Source organism: Lacticaseibacillus zhaodongensis (assembly GCF_009687905.1).
Lineage (GTDB): Bacteria > Bacillota > Bacilli > Lactobacillales > Lactobacillaceae > Lacticaseibacillus > Lacticaseibacillus zhaodongensis.
The window spans coordinates 81,751-104,432 of record NZ_BLBG01000005.1 but is presented as its reverse complement, the minus strand read 5'-3'; the positions used below and the strand labels follow the sequence as shown (position 1 = coordinate 104,432).

The following is a 22,682-nucleotide window of genomic DNA, read 5'->3' as shown; positions in this document are numbered from 1 at the left end:
TCCTATTGATGGGGCCGACACTCAGCTGCGCTGAACGTCCTGCCCTCGTCACTCATAGTGAGGTATCTTGCTCACACTTCTGTCATTGGTGTTTCAGCAATTAACCGCTGAATATGAATGACAAAGTAGAGACGTTCATCCTCACTTATTTCTGGATAAATCTTTTTCTTGATTTCGTTAAAAATTTCCGAAGCAATGACATATGATTTTGGATAACTATTTTCGAGTTCGGATATCACTTTCGGTAAAATCACAGTACCGGAATGATCAGAATGTTTAATCCTATCAACTAAGTACTGTAAATGGATCATGAACCTGTCGTAATAATTGTCATTACTTGTTGACCGTAAGATTCCGTGTTTTGATAAAACATCCTGAACAATCTCGCTAACAGTTGCCTCAGAGGTTTGATCAAAACGCTGTTCTTCATCACTTTGCCCAATGGCATTAATAAAGTGGAGCGCTAGATTTTTAGCTTCGGACCTTGGAAAATTAACCCCAAGGTTATTATTAATAATTGCTAGTGCTTCATACGCCGCAGCGTATTCCGTTTGGTACTGCTTGTGCAAATCCGGGACCAAACTTTCAAGGTAGGAACCATCTTCCAAACGCTTAACGGCACTGAAAATGTGATCACTGAGCGTGATGTAGACATAATCTAAAGTTTTGACATGATACTTTTGCTGCGCAACATCAATAATTTCATACGTGGTCGTCACCACATCGATTGGAATATCCTTCAGTAGGAAGTACAAATTCTGGCGTGACGTTTCAGTTTCCAAGGTGAAAAGCTTTTCAACCCTGTTCGCCTTGATGTAATCTCCACGCGTTTTCTTAAATGCAATGCCCTTGCCTTTCGCAACGGCTTGGCGCTTGTTATCTAGATTAACTAGTGCAACGTTGTTATTAAAGACCTGAGCAATTCTCAACATGGAAATCACCTCCGAGCACAGAAAAAGGCCACAAACCACCTGCCACTAAAGGCATGGGTAATTTGCGGTCTTGCCTAATTTAATAGTCACAATCCACAATCGATATCCCATCGACAACTTCAGTTTAGCACGAACAAAATATTTGTAAACGCTTTTTTTGATGAAAAAAATGAGAACGAGTGGTTTTCAACAACTAGTGATTAGCTACAACTTGGCTGATAAAAAAACGGTTGTTAGCAACTTACGCTGTTAATAAGCGGGCTGGCGTTCAAAAAATCGACATCATTATGGTGACTTGACAAGGATTAAGTCCACGCCAAAATCACAAAAAACAAATCTGATTACAAACAAATAACTGCCCGTTTCAAAAGACGTTTCAGAGCTAATTATCGTTTACCACTATGCCTTACAGTTTGACAATGAAATAAGGCACCAAGCAATTAGTAAAAAAGCGTTTTATGAATCAAGATAGATGCATGTTAAATGTTTTCAGCCAATTATGATTAACGTGTGCATACTCTAATAGCATACCATAAGATGGAAAGCATCTATTAAGCCACGACCACAAGAAGCACCTAGCAGACGCGACTGCTTATTTAGTTGTAATTGCTGCTCCGTGCTTACGGTACTCTAACGGTGACATCCCCATGTTCTTTTTAAACACGCGAGAAAAATAATATTGGTCCGTGAACCCTACGCCACTCGCAATTTGCCTAATCGATATCGTTGTATCGAGCAAATAATGAACCGTTTGCCGCAGCTTCACATCAACAATAAACTGATTAACGCTAACGCCGACCGTATCCCGAAAGATTCTGCTCAGATAGCTGGCCGACACTCCTAATTGTCGCGACACGCCGCTGAGCGAAACTTTGTCGTCTAGATGGTCATAAATATACTGAACCGCTTGATTGATATACGGATTACCAACAAGTACCGCATCACTATCGTCCTGCGTCTGCATCCAAATATAAGCCAACATTGCCCCCAGTGTTTGTGATGCAAAAAAGATGGCATTGTACGCAAAGCCCTTTGTGAGTGCGTCCATCATTTGTTTAAACTGCGTCATCAACAAATCAGTGTCCCGCGGTTTAATGTGTGTCTGGATGAACAGGTTTGGATTATCGGCAACTGTTTGTGGCAAATAATCAGTAACATTTGTGCCCGTAAAATGCACCCAAAAAATGTCCCACGGGTTCATCGTTGATGCCCAGTATGTATGCTCCTGATTAGGTGGTAGCAATACTAGTGAACCCCGTCCGACGTCCACGGTTTTTCTGCCAACTTTCACATGGCCTTGACCGCGAACGCACAAAATTAAGATCCACTCACTGGTACCATTCTGCCGATGAACATAGTGGTCCTTTGCGTTAGGGTAAAAGCCCAGGTCGGTTATGTACAACTGCTGCAACGCCGGTGATGCGGCGAAGTTTTTAATAATACTTGCGGGTAGCACATACAGATATTCATCAGGAAAGCCCTGCTGTTTAGCCATCAATTAACACCCCCGAACACACGATTATTGTACCCCATTGTCTCCCCTCTAAGCATCAATTAGGTTCACAATAATCCATTTATTTAGCAAATTCGTGCATTCACAGTAACCGCTTTCGCTAGTATGTTTAAGCCATCAAAGCTTAAAGGGAGACATAATCATGGAGCACAAAAACGAACCCGTCACCTTACTACACAAAACATTAACTATTCCAACATACGGTACTGGGGCACCCGAGAAAAATCCGCTGTTTCTGGAGAATCGCGCGTACCAGGGCAGCAGTGGCAAAGTCTACCCCTTCCCCGTTACGGAACACGTTCTTGACGTCAAACACGACCAAGAATACCACGCCATCATCATGGAGAATCAATACTTACGGGTAACGTTTCTACCAGAATTAGGTGGCCGCATCCAGCGCATGCTCGACAAGACCAACAACTACGACTTTGTTTACTACAACCACGTCATTAAGCCAGCCCTAGTCGGCCTCAGCGGGCCTTGGATTTCTGGCGGGATTGAATTTAACTGGCCGCAGCACCACCGTCCGGACACATTTCTGCCCATTAACTTCTACTCCGAGGATCACGATGACGGCTCCAAAACGCTGTGGATGAGCGATACGGACCGGATGTACGGCACAAGGATATTGGTCGGCTTCACCATGTTTCCGGATAAGGCTTACCTCAAGATTGATGAAACCTTCACCAACCCAACTGATTTACCACAAACCTTCTTATGGTGGGCAAATCCGGCCGTTCCCGTCAACGACAACACTCAGTCTATCTTCCCGCCTGACGTTCATGCCGTCTTTGACCATGGCAAACGGGCCGTCTCCACATTCCCAATTGCTACTGGCGAATACTACAAGGTAGATTACTCCTCTGGGGTAGATATTTCGCGCTACAAAAATGTTCCCGTGCCTACAAGCTACATGGCGGCACACTCCAACTACGACTTCCTTGGTAACTATGACTACAAAAAGGGGGCGGGTCTGCTACACGTGGCGGATCACCACACCTCACCAGGTAAGAAGCAGTGGACCTGGGGTAATGGTGACTTTGGTCAGTCCTGGGATCACCAACTGACTGACAACGATGGACCATACATCGAATTGATGGTCGGTACGTTTACCGATAATCAGCCTGACTTCACGTGGTTAAATCCACATGAAGAGAAGCACTCTACTGAGTACTTCATGCCCTACAAGGCGGTCGGCCAAGTCAAGAATGCCACCATCGATGCCGCCGTTAATTTTACCAAAGATGGAGATTCCGTTCACATTTTGGCGTACACCACAGCAGAATTCACTGATGCGCACGTGCAACTAATTCAAAACGATAATGTGCTGATTGATGATACTTGTACAATCAGTCCCACCCGGCCATATGCAACTACCAAAGCTGGCGTTTCGGGAACGGAACAATCACTCACAGTCGTCATTACAGATGCGCATGGCCGTACTCTGGTCAGCTACACGCCGGAAGCCGATCAGATTGACCGTATTCCTGAGGCTGCTACAGCAATTCCTGCACCAGCCAAAATCAAAACAAACGACGAACTGTATTTTGCTGGTCAGCACCTTGAGCAGTACCGGCACGCTAGTTTCCGCCCCGAAGATTATTATCGCGAAGGACTCAAGCGGGACCCACTTGATCAAAGGATAAACGACGCTTATGGTTTGCTGCTATATCGTCGGGGCTTGTTCAGCGAAAGCGAGCAATATTTCCGCGCCGCCCTTCGCCGGCAAAATGAACACAATACCAACCCCAAGTCAGGTGCGGTTAACTATCACCTAGCGTTGAGCCTTGATAAGCAGGGTAAATCCGCTGCGACCTACGATGCGCTTTATAAGGCAACTTGGTCGGCCGATACTCAAGAAGTTAGTTTTCTCGCACTGGCAAAGATTAAAATGCGGGCCGGTGATTTCCACCATGCATTATCATTTCTTGACCTAGCGCTGCAGCACAACGTTAATGACATTGAAGCTCGTGCATTGAAAATCCACGCACTCCGCTTGCTCAACCGCACTGCCGCCGCGCAGTCATTATTAACCGCCAGCCTACAAATTGACGCCAGTGCTGCTGCGTTGTTGTATGAGCAAACATTGCTCGTGGACACTGATGACACGAAGAATACCTTGATCAAATTCATTGGGCACAGGTTAAACGATACCCTGGCGCTCACAGAAACGTTTATTGGTGCTGGCCAGTACCAAGACGCCATCAATATCCTCAACTGCTACCAAGAATCAAACCCAATGGCGGCATATTACTTGGCTTATAGCTACGCTCAGCTTGGCGATAAACAGGCCGCACTAGCCGCAGCCAAGGCCGGTGCCAAAATGTCTCCGGATTTTGTTTTTCCTAATCACTTGTTTGACATTCAAGTCCTCCAATTCATTGCCCAGCTGAATCCGGCAGACAGTCAAGCACCGTACTTCCTGGGTAACCTTTTTTACGACCGCCGCGTTTATGCGCAGGCAACCCAGGCATGGGAAAAATCAGTCGCACTTAATCCTGAATACGCCATGCCGCACCGCAACCTTGCAATTGCCTATTTCAATAAGTTCGACCGCAAACAAGATGCCCTGCAGCAACTCGAAACTGCATTGCGGCTTGATTCCACCAACGCGCGCCTCGTATTCGAGTTAGACTCACTCTACCAGAAGTTCAATTATCCCCTCACTAAGCGGCTAGAATTCCTGCAATCACACATGAATCTGGTCGAACAACGCGATGACAGTTACATTCAGCTAGTTATCCTACTGAACGAAACCGGCCATTTTGCGGATGCTTACGCGAAAATGATGCAGCACACCTTCCACCCGTGGGAAGGTGGCGAGGGTAAGGTCAGCACCCAGTATGAATACTCATTGGTTGAAATGGCCAAGCAAGACCTACAGAAGCACGATGGCAAGGCTGCCCTAAAAAAGCTAACGACTGCACTAACCTATCCGCGCTCTCTCGGCGAAGGCAAATTGCCAATTGCCAATGACACCATCATCAACTATTACATGGGAGAGGCCTATGCTGAGTTGGGCGATACGGCACAAGCAGCAAAATATTGGCAAAAAGCTACCGTTGGCCTTGCCGAGCCTACCGATATGATGTACTACAACGATCAACCCGCCGATACTATCTTCTATCAAGGGTTAGCCTACGCACGACTTAACCAGCCCGAAAAAGCGGCCGGCCGCTACCACAAACTCATTAATTACGGCGAGCAGCACTTATTTACTAAGTTCCAAAAAGACTACTTCGCTGTTTCATTGCCTGATGCCCTGCTATTCGATGAGAATTATCAGGACCGCAACTCAGTCAATTGTTACTATTTGATTGGTCTCGGCTACCTTGGTTTGAACAATTTGCAAAAGGCCGCGGACGCATTCGCCAAGGCCACAGAATTAAGTAATAGCAATCAAGGTGTAATCAGACACCAACGGATGATTGACGAGAAGCAATAACACAATAACCGCCAACATTTGTCGCTGCATAAATGTTGGCGGTTGTGCGTCCCAAATTAAAATGGAGGAACAGAGAATGCAGAGGATTACGGTAACTCAATATCAATATGTCAACAACCGCGCTTACTGCGAAATTTCACTAGTCAACAAGCACAGTGTTCGAGCCACCATTCTAAATTATGGTGCCACTTTGGAAAAGTTCTCCTTGCCAGGATCCGCACAAAACCGCAGTGTGATTCTAAGCCTGAAAAATCCCACTGACTATAGTAAAGGCCGGAACTACCTTGGCGGGACCGTTGGCAGAATTATCGGCCGAATGCGAGCTGGCAAGTGGAATGATGGTACCACTATGCACCAATTTGAACTAAACGATGGCCCTAATCATGCACACGGTGGTCCCAAGGGTTTCGACACCCGTGTTTTCAGTTTTCGCGTGCATTCGAACGACCATTCAGCGTCTGTGGTACTCGATTTGGTTGATGCAGCCGGTACTGCTGGCTATCCTGGCAATCTACACCTAACCGTCATTTACACACTAGACGATCAAGACACTCTGACGTACCAACTGCATGCCACAACCGATGCCAAAACGTTGTGTAATCCCGCCAATCACACCTATTTCAACCTGGATGGAACCGGCGATATTTTAAACCAAGAACTAACTATTGCCGCTTCGAATTACTTACCACTCAACGAAAACAGCATCCCTGATCAGGGACTACGGTCTGTAGCGAACACGGCATTTGACTTGCGCAGTGGTAAGCCTCTGTGCCAGGCAATCAGCAGTACCAACCCAGATATTCAGCGGCAACACGGGCTCAATCATCCGTTCATCTTAGATGGTGATCCGATTGCTGCCACGTTAACCAGCAGCGACAAACAGCAACGCCTGACACTCAAAACAACCGCACCAGCAATTGTTGTTTATACGGGTAACCATTTCCACCATGCTGGCCTGACCGCAAACCTTGGTCAATACGCTGGAGTTGCCCTAGAGACTCAATTTCCGCCAACATCCGATTCAACGCTAAACGCCATCACGCTATTACCTGGCGAGACATTTACAGCGCAAACTAGTTGGCACTTAGATTACTAGCGGCTAGTGCGAAAACTACACAATAATTAGCCGTCCAATTGCTAGGTCGTTTCTTACGCACCTGAAATGTACTAGTATTGCGACCGTAAACACATCGTTATTAAACTCACTTACAGTCTGGATACAAAACGCCAAAATAGTACTAATCACGCTAAGTCGAAAACAAGAGATTTGTTTTTAAAATTGGAAAGCGTTTACACAAGAGGTGCCAGCTGTTATCCTAATTAGTGTTGAGAGTGATAGTACCAGTGGAACGTGACTATTAAATTAGGCGTGACCATGGCTGTTCCGTTTATAAACGGGACGTGCCATGGTCATTTCTTTTTTCAAAGACCAAAGATAGCCAAGACTCACTGTCTAGAAGCTTTCTGAATTTCAATTACCAAGACGCGCATTCCTTCCCACTGACACAGGTGACCTAACGCAGCGGGTCCTACCTAATACCATCAGTTATTCAAGGAATCCATTACGGCTGACACCCCACGAGCTTGATGCTATCACCTCACACCAAGGCCATTGTTCACCAATGAATTATTTATCCATCAGCAGCAAAACAATGAACGCATTAACGTAAAAGAAATCACCGCAGACTTTGATTCCGGGCGATTCCTTTTGCGGTACATAATAAGGGGGTACCTAAAAATGCAGATAATTACGAACTTCATTACTCATAATGCCGTCATAACCATGGCCGTTGTTCTCCTACTAGCAACCTTAATCGTCCAGCATAATCTCCCTAACGCATTAGAAGGCGCCCTAAAGCTAGCGATTGCCATCACCGGGATCGCCGCAACAGTCAGTCTGATGTCATCTCTGTATCAGCCAGCCCTGCACGCACTCGCAAAGCAGACCGGCATCAATTTACCCGTTGCCGATGTCGGTTGGGCACCAATTGCCACTATCACCTGGTCATCCCAGTATACGCTACTATTCTTGGCCCTGGCGATTGCAATTAACCTGATTATGATTCGCCGCCACTGGACAAAAACTCTCGACATCGATATTTTCGACATCTGGCACTTGTCTTTTACTGGCTTACTCGCAATGTACACTGGGGCCCCACTTATCGTGACGTTGATTTTCGTTGGCTTTATCGCAGTGCTTAAATTTATCAATGCCGACCTGATGAAGCCGACCTTCGACGATCTGCTCGGTAATCCCGCCAGCATGATGACCACCACGCACCTGAACTACATGATCAACCCAATCGTGATGCTCCTCGACCGCATCTACTCCTTACTATTTGGCTGGTTAGACCACTTTGATATCGATGCAGCTGCCCTCAACAACAAAATCGGCTTTGCAGGCAGCCGCTTTGCCATCGGGATTTACATTGGTCTCTTCGTTGGCCTATTAGGGCGCCTGCCCCTGGTGCAAACCTTGACCCTCGGCTTCACGCTGGCAACAACGCTTGAACTATTCAATATTATCGGCTCATGGTTCACGGCCGCCGTTGACCCCTTCACTCAGGGTTTAACCAACACCCTCAATGGCTGGACGGAAAATAAGCAGCCACTAAATATCGGTCTGGACTGGGCATTCCTGTCCGCAAACGCCGACATCTGGGCAACCGCGAACATTTTGGCACCAATTATGTTCATTGAAGCTTTACTGCTGCCTGGCAACAAAGTCATTCCCCTTGGCGGCATTATCGCCATGGGGGTGGCACCAGCGTTACTAGTCGTTACCCGTGGTAAAGTAATTCGCATGGTAGTCATCGGTGCCATCGAAATGCCTCTGTTCCTGTGGGCCGGCTCATTCTCTGCCAATTTTGTCACCCATGCTACCCGTGCATTGTCCGTAGCCGGCCACATCATGCCAATTGGTGCTTCAACCAAGGAAGGTCCAATTGAACAACTCTTAGCAATTGCACTGGGAAAATCGAGTTCCGGTAATATCAAGTGGATTCTCATCACCACTGCCGGACTTATCGTCTACCTAGGCTTGTTTATCTGGTACGCCCAGAATATGAAAAAGCGCAATACGCTATTTAAACAGCAACCTTAACCGATAAACGTAAGCCTCCGTCGTTAGATGATCCATCACAACTAGAACCAGGACCTATATCAAATCGTCTTTCAGCAGAATCGTCAAACATCTTACCTACAATTGGAACAAGTAACTCGACAATAACTGGGCGCTATAGGGCTAATCTGCGGATCGCTTCCATGGCGCCATTTCTGTATGATTACGCAAAAGCTCTCAGCCAGCGTTTGCGGCTAAGAGCTTTTATGTTTTCTAAATTTTGCTAGTGAAAGCTTACGTAATTGGCATCGATGTACTGATCTCCGCCGAGGCTGTAATACGTTGTCCCATCGGCCTTGTAAGTCGCATTGAAGATTTTCCAGTTACTTTGGCCGAACAACTTTTTAAGTTCACCAACCTTATGCCCTGTCTTCTTGGCTTCGGTTGCACCATAGCGAACTGGCTTGCCAGCTCTGGTCCAAACTTGGATGCCATATTTCTTACTGCCCTTAATGTGCGCAGTCCCTCGGCGCGCTTTTGTCGATTTAGAAGTCGGCTTGGCTGCTGGCTTTGTTTGGGCAAGAATCTTTTTGGCTAGTGCAATCGCGGCTGCGAGGGTCGGCTGCTTGAGAATCGCCTCCGTGACTGCTTCCGCTTTTGCCTTGGTAGCTTGCTGGAATATTGCTTCACCAATAACATCCCGATCGGCGTCTTTGGCTGCTAACACAGCGTTCATTGTGGTAAATGAGCTTAACTTCTCCACTGCGAGAATTGCTGCTTCGGCCAACCATTCCTCTTTTGCTTGTGCTGCTTCTTCAGCTGGTGAGCCCTTCAATAACGGGCCAGCAGGATTGTAGGGATTAGCTTTCGGACTAGTAACGCCAAAACCAAGGTTGTATTTAGCAGTATAAATATCACCGATAACCATCTCGTCACGGGACCACTTTTGGACCGCCGCGTCTTCAGCTGGGGTCGCAGTCGTGACCGTAACCGCACTAACAGTATTAACCGCAGTCATTCCAACCGGTGCAACCAGCGCGAGTGCAGCCACACAGACACTGAGCTTAGTCGATAATTTCATAGTTTTCCTCCAAAGAAAGTCCATCTTTTACAACCCGACAATTTTGCTTACTTACCAGCGCAAAAGTGCGGAGACAGGAACATTTTTCTATAATTACACAACATGTTCAATTAACACCATGATAATAACAAAATCGAATTAACATAGTCGCACTGCCACAAATCTTTTCCGTATCAGCAACGATATCACGCAAAAAATAACTAATCCGACCTTTTAAGTGGCTTAAAATGGCCTATAATCATCATCGGCCCATGTTCAGTTAATCGCTACTTTTACCCAGATTGGATTTTGGGGTTCGACTTCACCTCTGGGTATTGTTTCAAAATACATTTCTGGGAGAAATATTATAAAGAAGACCATGTCCCTGTTCTTGGCACTAATACTAATCGCGGTCGGCTTGTCCGCTTGTTCTTTTGCTAAACCAATTGGTAAGTATTCCGAACTTGCCAGCTCCTATAACTCAATTGCTGACCAGGAAGATTATAGTACCCGGATCGCCACCACGCCTGCGCGCACCGTATCGCCAACCGGTGCGGGCGACAAAGTGATCGTTCACACATTCAACAAGCAAGTAACCGCAATCGATATCACTGCCACTAGAAACCAATTTGTCTCTGACACTCCGTCTAAAGGCACGTATTCCATGGCAGTAATGATGGCCGCTGCTACATTGATGGCACACCAAGATCATCTTAAACTCTTGACTGCCGCTGAGAGCACGGCAAAGAACATGTCCAAGAAAACCGTGAACTTAGGCAAGGCCAAAGCGGTACTGAACGGAACGGATCCGAAACACTGGACTTGCATCATCACCGCGAAGTAACGAATCGTCAACAATCCTACTCAGCTATTTCAACGCCACCCACATTTTTTGTGAGTGGCGTTTGTTTTGACAGAAACAGCCAACATTGCAGCCACAGACTTAAGACATTCGTCACTACCTACCTGCCCCCTTCCGCCAGCAAGCCCGTAGTCAGAATTTCCTGACGTTCTTTCAATGAACTGAAGTTAGTTTGGTAATTATACGCGTAGATACCAGCAAATAGCACCGTCAACAAGTAATCAATGGCAAACTGCGAGGCGATCGTTCCCATCTTCATGAAGTCGTACTCATCCCCGTAAACGTCCAAACCGTTGCCAGCTCGGCCATCAGGGACTCCGGCCGGCCAGTAATCAAAATCATGGGCACCCGGGGCTGTTTGAAGTAGCGCATGACCTGCAACTGACTGTGATTTTGCCCGCGATAGCTCACAAATAACGCACCGTCAGCAGTCTTGACGTTGGTAGAATTCCAGTTGCTCTCCTCGAGCACATCGGCAAGCACACCTAACCAGTTTCTACTGCACAGCCACTATGATTTATTTCTAATCACCTTTACAGGCCAAAATTAGCTCCGCACCGGTCTGCAATCATTACGATTACGAACTGGTACGGGGCTAATTTAGTCGCTAATATCAAAAATGCCCCGGAGGCTGCGACTCCGGGGCACTGTTTGTTGTTGTTGCTGCATCACGTCTCTAAAGAGTGTGGTACAACTATTTAGTTTTATGATCTAGCAACTAGCGGCTGGACCCTTTTGGCCAACAGCAAGTGGTGTGTCTTCCTGAATCTCGACGGTACCAACAGTACTGTCGAGCAAACCGGTTTCGTCACTGATGCTGAAGGCGTTGCCCATACCGAGACTGATCTTTGGCTGGTTGCCAAAGTAGTCGGTGGAGTAATCCTTGATGTAAATCGGACCAACTTCTGAATCAAGTTCCTGGTTGAAGTCAGCCCCAACTTTATCAGCAGGCGCCGCAACAACGTTGAAGTGTGTGTTCAGCGCACAAGAACCAAGGCTGGAGAATGGGCCAACACCATCGTCCAGGTCCAAAACGAGCTTCTTACCACCAGCGCTCAGGTTGCGGAGCTTGCTTGCTGCTTCTGCGGTCAATTTTACTTCTGTCATAGACGGGACCTCCTATAGTGAGTGCCAACGGTTAATTTACTTACAAATGTATAGTATCGTGTTTGTGGCAAAATTGCAAGCGTTATTTCACAGCCAATTACGATTTAACAAAATCACAAGAATGGCGCAGCCGCATAAGCACAAAATGGCAAAAACCTGCGCATTTGCACGTGTTAAAGCTTATCAATCAATTCGGGCAGTTTTAACTCGCACGCGATTACTTATCCCATTATCTCATGCACAATGGGTTATCTATTCAACCGTAACGAACAATCAGCACACAGATAAAATATGTCACGCTACTTATCCGCCAAATACTGCATTGCGTCTATATACTTGTCAATCTTCTCATCGATTTCATGCAAGTTAGCTGCGTTTGGAGCCCTCTTCGTTAGTTTAAGCCGTTCACAGGTTGTTTCCAAAATAGCAAAGTGACGATGGTCATTCGTACGTCTAACAACGCGCCATTTTGATTTAATTTCAGCCATGATAATCACCTCTGCGCTATTATGAGCTACATAAACGCCAGCGACAATTGAGGGTGGCTACTAGTGTGCAATGTCTGTGGGCCCAAACTAGTGCAGATTATCACATCCTTCGTAAAGCGGCGGGCGCCTTTTCCGGAACAAGCCGCCGGGAGTGACCATGCTGTCGCGATAATCAGCGTGTTTTTCGCTGATTATCGGGGAGAACGGAGAGACCGCTAGTAATTCAGAAACTGTTAGACAAGCTTACCGTGGCTCTATTAGACAACACAGCGGGCTCGCAGTTCAGGGTCAAGACTCGGCGAACTTCCGAGGCTTGAACCCGGCCCCAGCATGCCTGCCGTCACTCCCGGCGGCGCCAGTGGAGGAAAATGCGCCCGCCGCCCGGCCTCCAACCACACCAAAAAGGCTCAACCCCCACGAAGGGAGTTGAGCCCACAAACATCATCAAGTTTAGAAGTAGTTGACCCCAATTGCCGCCCGGACTTCAGCCAAAGTCTGTGCCGCAACCTTGTTGGCCTTCGCGGAGCCGGCCTTGAGCATGTCGCTGACCGCGCCCATGTCCTGAGCGTACTGCTCGCGGCGGGTGCGGATCGGTTCGAGCAGGGCTTCCATGACGTCAACCAGGTAACGCTTGAGCTTCACGTCGCCCAGGCCACCAGCCCGGTACTGATCCTTCAGCTCCTGGATTTTGGCCTTGTCGGTGCCAAACATATCAAGGTAAGTGAAGACAACGTTGCCTTCGACCTTGCCGGGATCCTCGACGTGAATGTGGTCGGGATCGGTGTACATGCTCATGATTTTCTTCTGGACGGTGTCGGCGTCATCAGCGAGGTAAATCCCGTTGTTCAGGGACTTGCTCATTTTGGCGTTGCCATCGATGCCGGGCAGGCGGCCGCTACCCTTAGGTGGGAAGTAGCCCTCTGGTTCAACTAGAACGTCGCTATTGTAGACGCGGTTGAAGGTGCGAACGATTTCGCGCGTCTGCTCGAGCATTGGCTCCTGGTCATCCCCGACTGGCACAGTGTTGGCCTTGAAGGCGGTGATGTCAGATGCCTGGCTGACTGGGTAAACCAGGAAGCCGGCGGGAACTGATTCACCGAAACTCTTCTGCGCAATTTCGGACTTCACAGTTGGGTTGCGATTCAGGCGCGCAACGGTCACTAGGTCCAGGTAGTACATCGTCAGTTCGGACAGTGCCGGAATCTGGGACTGCACGAAGATGGTCGATTTCTCGGGGTCCAGACCGACAGCGAGGTAGTCGAGCGCCACCTGCAAAAGTGAGTGCCGGATCTTCTCGGGGTCACGGGCGTTATCGGTCAGCGCCTGCATGTCGGCAATCATAATGTATGAGTCGTAGTCGCCGGAGTTCTGCAGCTCAACGCGGTTCTTCAGGGAGCCAATGTAGTGGCCAATGTGCAGGCGGCCAGTTGGGCGGTCACCGGTCAGGATAATTTTCTTTGTCATGCTAATTTTTTACTCCTTAATTGTATGTAGTCTACCTGCGTATTATACCACGGGACTCCGCGGGCGCTGGGGCAAAAAGCAAGCCCGCTCCGCAGTGTTCATAGGCAAAATACAAGTGTTCTCAAAACGTCGAATATATAACACAAGCTAGCTATAAGCTACATATAATGTGCAAAATCATTTTTCTTATTGATTTTTCTTGGAATTGTTGTAATATAAATAGGTCCGCGGAGTCAATGCACCAGTTTTCACTCCGCACATGTGTGGCGATACTGGGGGGTATCGGTTGCAGGTGAGTGCAAAGTTTAGGTAACGCAACGTGCTGCTATGTTTATTACTTATGAGCTGGCAACAAGCTATTGATCATTTATACAGACGTCCTGTTTGCACGGCAGGACGAGTTCACGCGACACACCGCGGCTAGCAAGCCCCGGTGTGTTTTTTTGCATCCAACTTGAATTAATCTGGGGAACTGTGGTGCTCGCCCGCACCTATTAAAACTGATTAGTTATGTGCACTAACTTATACCGATTCAAAGTTTTATTTAGCTATTTAGCCCAGATTTAGCGGTTGAAGGGTCCGTGCCGGCGCCTGCTGTCGCATAAAGCGGGGACTAATTGCCCGCTTCGTGAATAAATTCACAGTTTAAATAACTAATTTTCCCGATTTGCCTGCAGTCAGCCCGCTCCTTCTTGCAGAAGCGCAAGTACGGGCGTACAATTGTTTAACTTAAAAGTATTAATTGGCGGATTGGCTGCGCGGAGGGATAAACATGGATCAAACTCAAGAACAAAAACGCGTCGACCGGGTGCGCACCTACATTAAGGGGCGGCTGGTGACAGTTGCTGACCAAATTGCGACCGCCCACGCGGAAACGCAGCAAGTTGAACGCAACTATGGTGACAACACTAAGGTCAACACCACCGAAGTCGATGACGCGATGGAAACCAACGCGGCCGTGCAGCAGCAGAAGATGCTGGTCACCTCCGCCGCCGAAAACGAGCGCATCTTGAAGCACGAGCAGAGCACCCTGAAGCGGCTCGACCCGGCTCCGTATTTTGGCCGGATCGACGTGCAGGAAGCCGGCAGCAAGACCAGCGAACCGCTCTACATCGGCACCGGAAGCCTGCAGGACGAAAACGGGCACTTCCTCGTCTACGACTGGCGCGCACCGATTGCTTCTATCTACTATAACGGCACGCTGGGGCGCGTCAGTTACGATACCGTCAGCGGCAAGCAGACCGTCGACCTCACCCGCAAGCGCCAGTTCCGCATCGAGGACGGCCAAATCGTCCACATGTTCGACACCAGCGAGACGGTTGGCGACGAGATGCTGCAGGCAGTGCTCGGCGAACAGAGCGACGAGTACATGCGCAGCATCGTCAGCACCATCCAGCGCGAGCAAAATGCCATCATCCGCGACACCAGCAGCCAGCTGCTGATCGTCCAGGGGGCGGCCGGCTCCGGCAAAACGTCCGCGATCCTGCAGCGCATCGCCTTTCTGCTCTACCACAGCCGCAACACGCTGGAATCCGACCAGATGGTGCTCTTCTCGCCCAACCGAATTTTTGCCAGTTATATCTCCGCGGTCCTGCCGAGCCTGGGCGAAAAGAACATGATTCAGACCACGCTCAGTGAGTTCTTGACCCAGCGCTTCACAGGCTTGCAGGTGGAGACACTCTTTGACCGCTTCGAGGCCGACGAGACCAACCTGCCGGATAGCACCGCCGCCATGCGCCGCTTCAAGGAGAGCGCCGAGTTTATGGATCTGGCGGAGCATTTTGCCAAAACGCAACATGAGCTTTGCTTCCAAGATATCGAACTGGACGGCAGCACCTTCTTCAGCAAGGAGACCATGGCGCACATCTACGCCGAGCAGCCGGCAGCGGCAACGCCCGCCGACAAGTTCGCCGCGGTGCGCAAAACGCTGATGAAGCGGCTCAACCTGCGCATCAGCATCGAGGCCCACCAGGACTGGGTCGACGAGGTTCTCGCCGGGCTGTCCGAGGCGGATGTGCGCCACTACATCGGCACCGAGACTTTTGAAGACAGCGGCGATGAGCTGCGGGCCGTCGCCCGGGCGGTGGTGGCCGAGAAGTTCAGCCCGGTCTACACGGCGCTTTACGACGACTACTTCATCGACCCCTACGCCGAATACCTGCAGTTTCTGAATAGTACCGAGCAGGACCTAGTATCCCGCGGCGCCTGGCAGGAAATGGCCCGCGCGTTCGCCCGCGGCCTGGAGGAGCACAAGCTGCGCCTCGAAGACGCCGCGCCGATCATGCTGATTCGCGACATCCTCACCGGCAGCGGCCAGAACCACAGCATCATGGCCGTGTTCGTTGACGAAATGCAGGATTACTCACCGGCCCTGCTGCGCTACATCCACCACGCCTTTCCGCGCGCCACGCTCACCTTCCTCGGTGACGAGGCACAAGACGTGTTCTCCAGTCGCTACACGAAGAGCGGCTACATCGACTCCTTGCAGCGCGCCTTCCCAGACCTGCGCCAGCGCGTGATCACGCTGAACCGGGCCTACCGCAGCAGCGCCCCCATCACCAAGTTCGCCAGCAGCCTGTTGCCGGGCGGGAGCAAAATCCAAGCCTTCGCGCGGGATGGGGCCCAGCCGCGGCTGCTCATTGCACCGCGGGAAGAACTCCAGCAGACCCTTTTGCAGGCCCTGCGTCCGTTAGCCGCCGCGTACCACACCGTCGCGCTGATCACCAAGACCAGCGCGCAGGCCGCGGCGCTCACCGCACAGCTGCACTTGGCCGCGCCGGAACTAAATGCCAGCGAGCTCAAGGCCGACGACCAGAAACTCGGTCACGGCGTGCTGGTACTGCCGGTGTACCTGGCCAAGGGGCTGGAGTTTGACGCCGTGATTGCTTATGATGTGTCCGCGGCTAACTACGGCGCTGCTAGCGACCGCGACATTCTGTACACCGTCGCCACGCGGGCGCTGCACGAACTGCTGCTGATTGCCCGGGACACACCGGCCCCGATGCTAAGCGCTCCGGAAACGCAGCAGTTCCTCGATGTCCAGCGCAGCGGCGTGCGGGAGGCCAGTCATGATTGATGACATTCGGATCTGGGTGGGCATCGCCTCGCTGGTCGCGATGGCGGGCATCCTCATCTGCGCCATCGTGATCATCATCATCAACATCTGGCGTCACTAAGCAAAGGAGGATTCCATGCGGCAACACCTTTTGAAACGAACTATCGCCGTCCTACTCGCATTTCTGGCCTACCAGGCCGCCGAGCTCATCGCAATCCTGCCTGGCAGTTTGCACCTGGCTTACGCCACCATGAGCGGCGTCATCTTGGTCATCCTGCTCTTCAGCTTCCTGATTGGCTGGCTGTGGCGCATGCAGCGGCGCTTCCAGGCCGGCATGCAGCCGCCGGACGCCACCACACCGGCCTTCTCTTGGGCCAAAATCCGTGGGGCGCTACCCGGCATTGTCATCATGATCGTCGTTCAGGTCATCGGCTCAATCATGGTCAACCGCGGAATCGTGCCGAACTCCGGCAACGAGGTGGCCATTGATGACCTGATGCGCTCCAGCCGCGTGGTGATGTTACTAATTGTCAATGTCGCCGCGCCCCTAGTCGAGGAACTGATTTTCCGCGGCCTGTTGATGAACGTCGCCTTCAAGGAGCGGAACCGCTTCAGTGATATTTTCAACATCATCCTGAGCACGGTGGCCTTCGCAATCGTCCACGGACCGACCAACCTCTTTGATTTTGTAATCTACGCCGGCCTGGGCTTTGCGCTGGCACTGACCTACGTGCGCACGCGCGACGTCAGGTACGGCATGGTCATGCACATCATTAACAATTTAGTTGCATCGCTATAACACAAACGGACCCCTGCCAGCGCGGCAAGGGTCCGTTTTGATTATTCGCAGTTATTTTGCTTGGTCAGTTTTACCCAAGAACACATCTGCATTATCGGCAACAAACTGGGCAAAGGAAATCGGCGCGCGCCCAAGGACCTTTTGAACCGTGTCCGTGACCGTTTTGGCGTTACCCATGCGCGTAATCACGTAGAGCATGACCATCACGTTCACGAAGTCCTTCTTGATGCCGCGCTTCAGCATCGTCCGGCGGAATTGCAGCAGGCCCGGGTGAGTGTAAGTGAACTTGACGCCCAGAACGTTCGTCATGATCGCAGCGGCCTGTTCATAGCTGATCGCCGTCCCGCCAGTGATTGCCAGCTTCTGACCCAGGTACTGCTTGGGGTCCAAAAGCGCCTTGGCGGCCACCGCGGCGATGTCGCGCGCATCAATGAAGCTAGTGAGCGCGTTGCCGGCAGGGATAAACAGGTCGTGCCGGTCACGAATGTCCGCCAGGTGCGTCGTGCTCAGGTTCTGCATGAAGAAGCTGGGCCGGATAAAGGTGTGCGGCAAGCCGATCTTTTCGATGTACTTCTCGATTTTGTGGTGCGGGGTGACCACGTTCTTCTCCACGCCGATCATCGACACGAAGACCGTCTGCTGCACGTGCGCGGCCTTCACCGCGTCTAGGAAGGGGAACATGTCCTGCTTCGGCTTGGACAGTTGCGGCGGCCGCACGAAGAAGACCTGGTCAACTCCGGCCAGTGCGGGTGCAAAAGTTGCTGCATTGAGGAAGTCAAAGCGGCGCACGTCAATCAGTGGCTCCGTCTTGAACTGTTCGGGCACGTGCAGCGGGTTGTGCGCCCCCGCAACGATATGCTTGCCCGTCTTGAGCAGCTCCTGAACTAATGGCCGGCCAATGTTACCGTCAGCACCCAGTACCAAAATCGTAGCGCGCATTACAAATCGCCGCCTAGTTTCGTCAGGATTGAATGGAACTGCTGCTGCTCTTCTGCCGTCAATAGTTTCATGTACTGAGCCAGCACCTTGTCGCTGAGGTTCATGGCGACGAGCCCGGCATCCTTGCCAGCCGGCGTCAGGTACAGATCATAGGCCCGGGCATCGTTTGGTCGCGGCCGCCGCTCCAGCAGGCCCTTTTGGACCAAACGCCGGACAATTGCGGAGACCGTGGGCTTGTCCATCCCCAGCAGTGTGGTCATGTCGGCCGCACTGATCGTTCGTTTAGCCGCAGCTGAGCGGTGCACCTGCGCGATTACCGCCCACTGCGGCGTGGTCAGGTCCGCCGCCGCCAAGGACGAGTTCAAATCATAACGCATCCGTTTAGCAACGTTCATTAACATGTAGCCGTCATTACCCATAAAGCCACCCCCATTTAATAATGTAACTGTACTTACTATATTAGTGAAAGTAAAGGGGTAATGCGTAAATGTACATCTTTTTCAGGCAAAATTGGCTAGTCAATCGCGCTTGCGGCCGCCAAACAGCTTTCCCCACGGACTGACATAGGGCCGCTCCGGCCGCCCCTCCGCGGGAATGTAATCCGCTTTGGCGACTGGCGTGTGCTGGGCGTGCGTCTCCGCCTGAAAATCACTTGCAGGCGCCTTGGCTGCGGGTTTAGATGTCGGCGCTGCCGGTTTGCGGCTGCTGCGACTGGGTGTGTTGGCCCGGCGTGACGGCGCGTACGGCTGCGGGTCCGCTTGCTGGACAGGCTGCTGCTTGCGTGCGGTCTGGCGCATTTTGGCCCCCACTCCACCGGTCAGACCGCAGAAACCGTTCAGGCTGAGCGTCTTGAAGTTACGCAGGATGTAGGCGCGCTCCTGCGTCTGCAGGGTGGAGCAGTAGTAGTTCTGCCACTTGCCGTTCAGGTTGAAGCGCAGGCAGTACTGATCCTTCACGACCGGCGTGCTGAACTGCTTGATCAAAACGGTAGGAATTACCTGCGCGTCGGTTCCAGGCGCGGCGGTCAGGTCCTGCAGGTAGAGTTTGTGCGGCGTGAAGATGAGGATGTAATAGCGCTCGATCCGCGCCATTTTGTTGTCGATATCCTCATACTGACTGCCAGTAAACATGTTGGCCATCAGCACCCAGCTGGATGCCCGCCGCTGCATAATCAGGTAATTGTGGTCCGGCTGCACGCCACACGCTTCGACATACTTGGCAACCGCTTGTTCGTCGTCCAGATTGAATAATGTCATGGATAACACCCCCAGATGTGCTTAATTTACGCAGAGTATAGCACGCACCCGTCGTGGGGGCTAGCTATAATAACAAATCACTTTCAGCACTAATGATAGCGTTTGCACAGACCCGTGGCAAGCTGGTATAATAATACTTGTAAGGAGGTGATAAGATCCTTGCAGAAGAAAATATTGAAGATTCCAGGTGATTATGTGTTAAGAAAATCAGCAAAGCACCATCTGGGGATTGCCTTTTACGTTACGGTTAGCCGTGGACGCACGGCGACCGCCAAAATTCCCAAGCCCAACCGTCCGATTCCCCCGGATGGTTGGGTATTTTTGTAAACAGAGCGGAGGCCCGCGGACAGAAGCCAAGCGCCTCATTTCCGCCCCACCGTGACATATTCGCCCCGCTCCGAATCGCCCCTACGTTTTCACCACCATTTTTTCACCGACAGTTTCTACATAAGTACTACCCCCCAGCACCTGAGTCCCCACGTTCCCTGAGTACGAGCAGGCGCAAAAAAAGAGGACCGCTGCTTGCGCATCGGTCCTCAAATCGTTATCTGCTGCCGTCTGCCGGATTCGAACCGGCGACCTCAGCCTTACCATGGCTGCGCTCTACCTACTGAGCTAAGACGGCATTCCCTCAGCCGTTTCTGAAAAACAACTGCTTAAATATAGTACAACGGATTAGGGAATATGGCAAGCCCCTATTAGGCATTTTGTGGCAAATTCCGCAGGTACTCTTCACTGTCCGCGAGTAGCTTCTCCAATCGCCTAGTAGTAGTGGGTTCTTCAACGAATTCACTCGCCGCAATCAGCTCTTTTAACAGCTCCCGGCCACTACGCGTTGACGACTGCGGATCACGCATCATCAGGTTGGCTTCGAGACTGCGCAACCAGAACTGCTTGTTGGTGTCCCCGCTGAGTGCATCCAGGCCGTGGAGCACATCAATGCAACGGTGGGCCAGGAAAAAGTTGTCGCTGTTGATTGCCATCGTGGTGATGTGCAGTAGCGCCTGCGCCTGAACAGCGGTCATGCGTTGCGTCAGCCGCGGTTCATCCTGGGTGTGGGCAAAATCCTCGGTGAGTTGCGTCCACACCCGCAACACGTCCGTAAGCTCCAGCACGGTGTCTAGGCTGCGCCGCAACAGGATAAACTCCAGCTTGGTCCAGTGCTGCACCCGCTGCAGATAATCCAAGACAGACTTCCGCTCACTAGCGCGTAAATGCACATCCTTGCTGTCGGACAGCATCACCGCCCGCATCCGAAACTCGATGTTGCCCGTCGCGGCGTAGCGAATCCGGTTCCGCAAACCGAGTGCTTCCAGCATCGCGTGTGCATCAGGGCGGGTGGAAAGGTGTGAGACGTAATTCAAAAAGCCATCAAAGCCGTCGATTGGGGCGGTCTCGAGCACGATCGTATACTCATAAATCGTCGCCGGCACCTGCCCCAGCAAACCCGCAACCCGGGTAATGCTCAGTCCAGTGTCGTATTTTTCAAAACGGGAAACAGTTTGCGCGCTTAGCCCAGCCACAACTAAGTCCTTCTGGCGCAAACCAAAGTCACGCCGGAGCTCTCTGAAGGCAGCTCCATAGTTGTAATCCATCATCTTGCATACCTTCGTCCTTTCTCCTACTTACACTCTACTTATTTACTTCTTGGGGTCAATTCGCGCAGCACCCGGTCCATGTGCAGGGAGAAGCGGTGGTACTCCCGCGGGTCGTCCAGTAGTTGCAAGGTGGCCAAAATGCCGTGGCGAATCGCTAAGGCCCGCTCCTCATCCCCACGCACTCGGGCTAGCTCGACGTCCAACAGCCGTAGCGCCAGCCGTTCGTACACATCACTGATAATGAGGCGTTCACGAATATTACTAATCAGTAGCTCCGCCCGCAGATAATTGCGCAGGTAAATTTCGGTCTCTGCTAGTGCGAACAATGCACCTACAGTTGTGCCGGACCGCAAGTAGCGCGTCTCCGCCCAGACGTTGGCATTGCCCAGCCGCTGTGCAGCCACCCGCCGCGTGGTTCCCGGCAGTGCATGCGCCGCGTAAAAAATCACCAGGTTGGCAAACACCCCGTAGTGTTTCTGGACCATGACCACCCGCGTCAGCGCCGCCAGCTCCGTTTTGTTGAGCAGCCCCCGCCTTTGCCCCGGTGAGACGAGCGCAAGCCGATTGATTGCCCCCACAACGCCGCGCAGACCAGCGGGCGCAATGCTGCTATCGAGCGTGCTACCGTCATTGCCACGTTGCACCGCGTCGAGCTGGCCCGCCCACAAATCGACCCAGTTCAGGCCACTGACGGCATTCATCGCCGCCAGCTCGTTCACACTGACGCGGATGTTGGTCAGGACATCGTTCAGCCGTGCATAGCTAATCTGCGACTCACCGCGTTCAAACTGGGATAAAAACTGAGGCGAGACTACATCCCCCGCCGCCTCCTTTAAGGTAAACCCTTTGGCACGGCGCAACTCCCGAAACGCCGCCCCAAACTGACCTTCAGCCATCCTCATCACCTCGTCAGTTTGTTCAATATGCTTATTCTTATATGTTTAAGTATAGAAGGGTTCCCAAATTGCCTCGTGCGAGATTCAATAACTAATTTAACGATTTTTACAATTCCACAAGCAAAATTGCTAACTAAACAATCACCCACAAAAATAGCCGCACCCGTTGTGGGTACGACTATTAAGGAAGCTTAAGCATGCTTGTGA

General features: G+C 51.1%; 20 protein-coding genes and 1 tRNA gene. 7 read left to right on the top strand and 14 right to left on the bottom strand.

The window, feature by feature from the left end; translation table 11 throughout:
* Positions 1 to 71: 71 nt before the first annotated feature.
* Together lacT and GN107_RS05450 are read right to left on the bottom strand one after the other, a co-directional pair.
* A complete protein-coding gene (gene lacT, locus GN107_RS05455; protein WP_155286838.1) occupies positions 72 to 932 on the bottom strand; it encodes a transcription antiterminator LacT in 861 nt (286 codons plus the stop codon).
* Between the two features lie 592 nt (positions 933 to 1,524).
* Entirely contained in the window at positions 1,525 to 2,427 is a 903-nt protein-coding gene (locus tag GN107_RS05450) for an AraC family transcriptional regulator (protein WP_155286839.1), read from the bottom strand.
* 160 nt (positions 2,428 to 2,587) lie between these two features.
* On the opposite strand from GN107_RS05450, the gene GN107_RS05445 reads away from it, so the two are divergent.
* The 3 genes from GN107_RS05445 to GN107_RS05435 all read left to right on the top strand — a co-directional run bounded on the left by GN107_RS05445 (position 2,588) and on the right by GN107_RS05435 (position 8,993).
* Positions 2,588 to 5,890, top strand: a complete 3,303-nt coding sequence (locus GN107_RS05445; protein WP_155286840.1) for a DUF5107 domain-containing protein — start codon at positions 2,588 to 2,590, stop codon at positions 5,888 to 5,890.
* 76 nt (positions 5,891 to 5,966) lie between these two features.
* Positions 5,967 to 6,986 (top strand): aldose epimerase family protein, encoded by a 1,020-nt coding sequence (locus tag GN107_RS05440; RefSeq protein ID WP_155286841.1) that lies wholly within the window; start codon positions 5,967 to 5,969, stop codon positions 6,984 to 6,986.
* A gap of 642 nt (positions 6,987 to 7,628) precedes the next feature.
* Positions 7,629 to 8,993, top strand: coding sequence for a PTS transporter subunit IIC (locus GN107_RS05435; RefSeq protein WP_155286842.1), 1,365 nt, complete (start codon positions 7,629 to 7,631; stop codon positions 8,991 to 8,993).
* Between the two features lie 241 nt (positions 8,994 to 9,234).
* Here GN107_RS05435 and GN107_RS05430 read toward each other — a convergent pair whose 3' ends face one another.
* Positions 9,235 to 10,032, bottom strand: coding sequence for a hypothetical protein (locus GN107_RS05430; protein ID WP_155286843.1), 798 nt, complete (start codon positions 10,030 to 10,032; stop codon positions 9,235 to 9,237).
* A gap of 370 nt (positions 10,033 to 10,402) precedes the next feature.
* Here GN107_RS05430 and GN107_RS05425 point away from each other — a divergent pair, with 370 nt between their 5' ends.
* The gene (locus GN107_RS05425) at positions 10,403 to 10,855 is read left to right on the top strand and encodes a hypothetical protein (protein ID WP_155286844.1); all 453 of its coding nucleotides are present in this window, start codon (positions 10,403 to 10,405) and stop codon (positions 10,853 to 10,855) included.
* A gap of 118 nt (positions 10,856 to 10,973) precedes the next feature.
* Here the strand turns inward: GN107_RS05425 and GN107_RS05420 are convergent, their stop codons facing one another.
* From GN107_RS05420 to trpS, 5 genes are all read right to left on the bottom strand, one after another.
* Positions 10,974 to 11,132 carry a hypothetical protein gene (locus tag GN107_RS05420; protein WP_155286845.1) on the bottom strand — a complete coding sequence of 53 codons (159 nt, stop codon included), beginning with the start codon at positions 11,130 to 11,132 and terminating at the stop codon, positions 10,974 to 10,976.
* Positions 11,129 to 11,344, bottom strand: a complete 216-nt coding sequence (locus tag GN107_RS05415) for a phosphoheptose isomerase family protein (RefSeq protein ID WP_155286846.1) — start codon at positions 11,342 to 11,344, stop codon at positions 11,129 to 11,131. Before GN107_RS05415 ends, GN107_RS05420 begins: the two co-directional genes overlap by 4 nt.
* A gap of 240 nt (positions 11,345 to 11,584) precedes the next feature.
* Positions 11,585 to 11,980 carry an iron-sulfur cluster biosynthesis family protein gene (locus GN107_RS05410; RefSeq protein WP_155286847.1) on the bottom strand — a complete coding sequence of 132 codons (396 nt, stop codon included), beginning with the start codon at positions 11,978 to 11,980 and terminating at the stop codon, positions 11,585 to 11,587.
* A gap of 299 nt (positions 11,981 to 12,279) precedes the next feature.
* Complete coding sequence (locus GN107_RS05405; protein WP_155286848.1) at positions 12,280 to 12,468, bottom strand: hypothetical protein; 189 nt, start codon at positions 12,466 to 12,468, stop codon at positions 12,280 to 12,282.
* A 450-nt stretch (positions 12,469 to 12,918) separates the two neighbouring features.
* Positions 12,919 to 13,932: a tryptophan--tRNA ligase gene (trpS, locus tag GN107_RS05400; RefSeq protein WP_155286849.1), complete on the bottom strand. Its 1,014-nt coding sequence runs from the start codon at positions 13,930 to 13,932 to the stop codon at positions 12,919 to 12,921.
* Between the two features lie 772 nt (positions 13,933 to 14,704).
* Between trpS and helD the strand changes: the two genes are divergently transcribed.
* Both helD and GN107_RS05390 read left to right on the top strand, forming a co-directional pair.
* Positions 14,705 to 17,008 carry an RNA polymerase recycling motor HelD gene (helD, locus tag GN107_RS05395; RefSeq protein WP_155286850.1) on the top strand — a complete coding sequence of 768 codons (2,304 nt, stop codon included), beginning with the start codon at positions 14,705 to 14,707 and terminating at the stop codon, positions 17,006 to 17,008.
* Positions 17,009 to 17,123: 115 nt separating this feature from the next.
* Positions 17,124 to 17,786, top strand: coding sequence for a CPBP family intramembrane glutamic endopeptidase (locus GN107_RS05390; RefSeq protein ID WP_155286851.1), 663 nt, complete (start codon positions 17,124 to 17,126; stop codon positions 17,784 to 17,786).
* A gap of 51 nt (positions 17,787 to 17,837) precedes the next feature.
* On the opposite strand, the gene GN107_RS05385 is transcribed toward GN107_RS05390, so the two are convergent.
* From GN107_RS05385 to GN107_RS05375, 3 genes are all read right to left on the bottom strand, one after another.
* Positions 17,838 to 18,725: an SDR family oxidoreductase gene (locus GN107_RS05385; RefSeq protein WP_155286852.1), complete on the bottom strand. Its 888-nt coding sequence runs from the start codon at positions 18,723 to 18,725 to the stop codon at positions 17,838 to 17,840.
* On the bottom strand, positions 18,725 to 19,144 hold the full coding sequence (locus tag GN107_RS05380) for a MarR family winged helix-turn-helix transcriptional regulator (protein ID WP_155286853.1): 420 nt from the start codon (positions 19,142 to 19,144) through the stop codon (positions 18,725 to 18,727). Before GN107_RS05380 ends, GN107_RS05385 begins: the two co-directional genes overlap by 1 nt.
* Before the next feature lie 99 nt (positions 19,145 to 19,243).
* On the bottom strand, positions 19,244 to 19,981 hold the full coding sequence (locus GN107_RS05375) for a hypothetical protein (protein ID WP_155286854.1): 738 nt from the start codon (positions 19,979 to 19,981) through the stop codon (positions 19,244 to 19,246).
* A 159-nt stretch (positions 19,982 to 20,140) separates the two neighbouring features.
* Between GN107_RS05375 and GN107_RS05370 the strand changes: the two genes are divergently transcribed.
* Positions 20,141 to 20,308, top strand: coding sequence for a hypothetical protein (locus GN107_RS05370; protein WP_155286855.1), 168 nt, complete (start codon positions 20,141 to 20,143; stop codon positions 20,306 to 20,308).
* Positions 20,309 to 20,533: 225 nt separating this feature from the next.
* Here GN107_RS05370 and GN107_RS05365 read toward each other — a convergent pair.
* From GN107_RS05365 to GN107_RS05355, 3 genes are all read right to left on the bottom strand, one after another.
* Positions 20,534 to 20,606, bottom strand: a tRNA-Thr gene (locus GN107_RS05365).
* Positions 20,607 to 20,679: 73 nt separating this feature from the next.
* On the bottom strand, positions 20,680 to 21,579 hold the full coding sequence (locus tag GN107_RS05360) for a helix-turn-helix domain-containing protein (RefSeq protein ID WP_155286856.1): 900 nt from the start codon (positions 21,577 to 21,579) through the stop codon (positions 20,680 to 20,682).
* 38 nt (positions 21,580 to 21,617) lie between these two features.
* Entirely contained in the window at positions 21,618 to 22,475 is an 858-nt protein-coding gene (locus tag GN107_RS05355) for a helix-turn-helix domain-containing protein (protein WP_155286857.1), read from the bottom strand.
* Positions 22,476 to 22,682 lie beyond the last annotated feature (207 nt).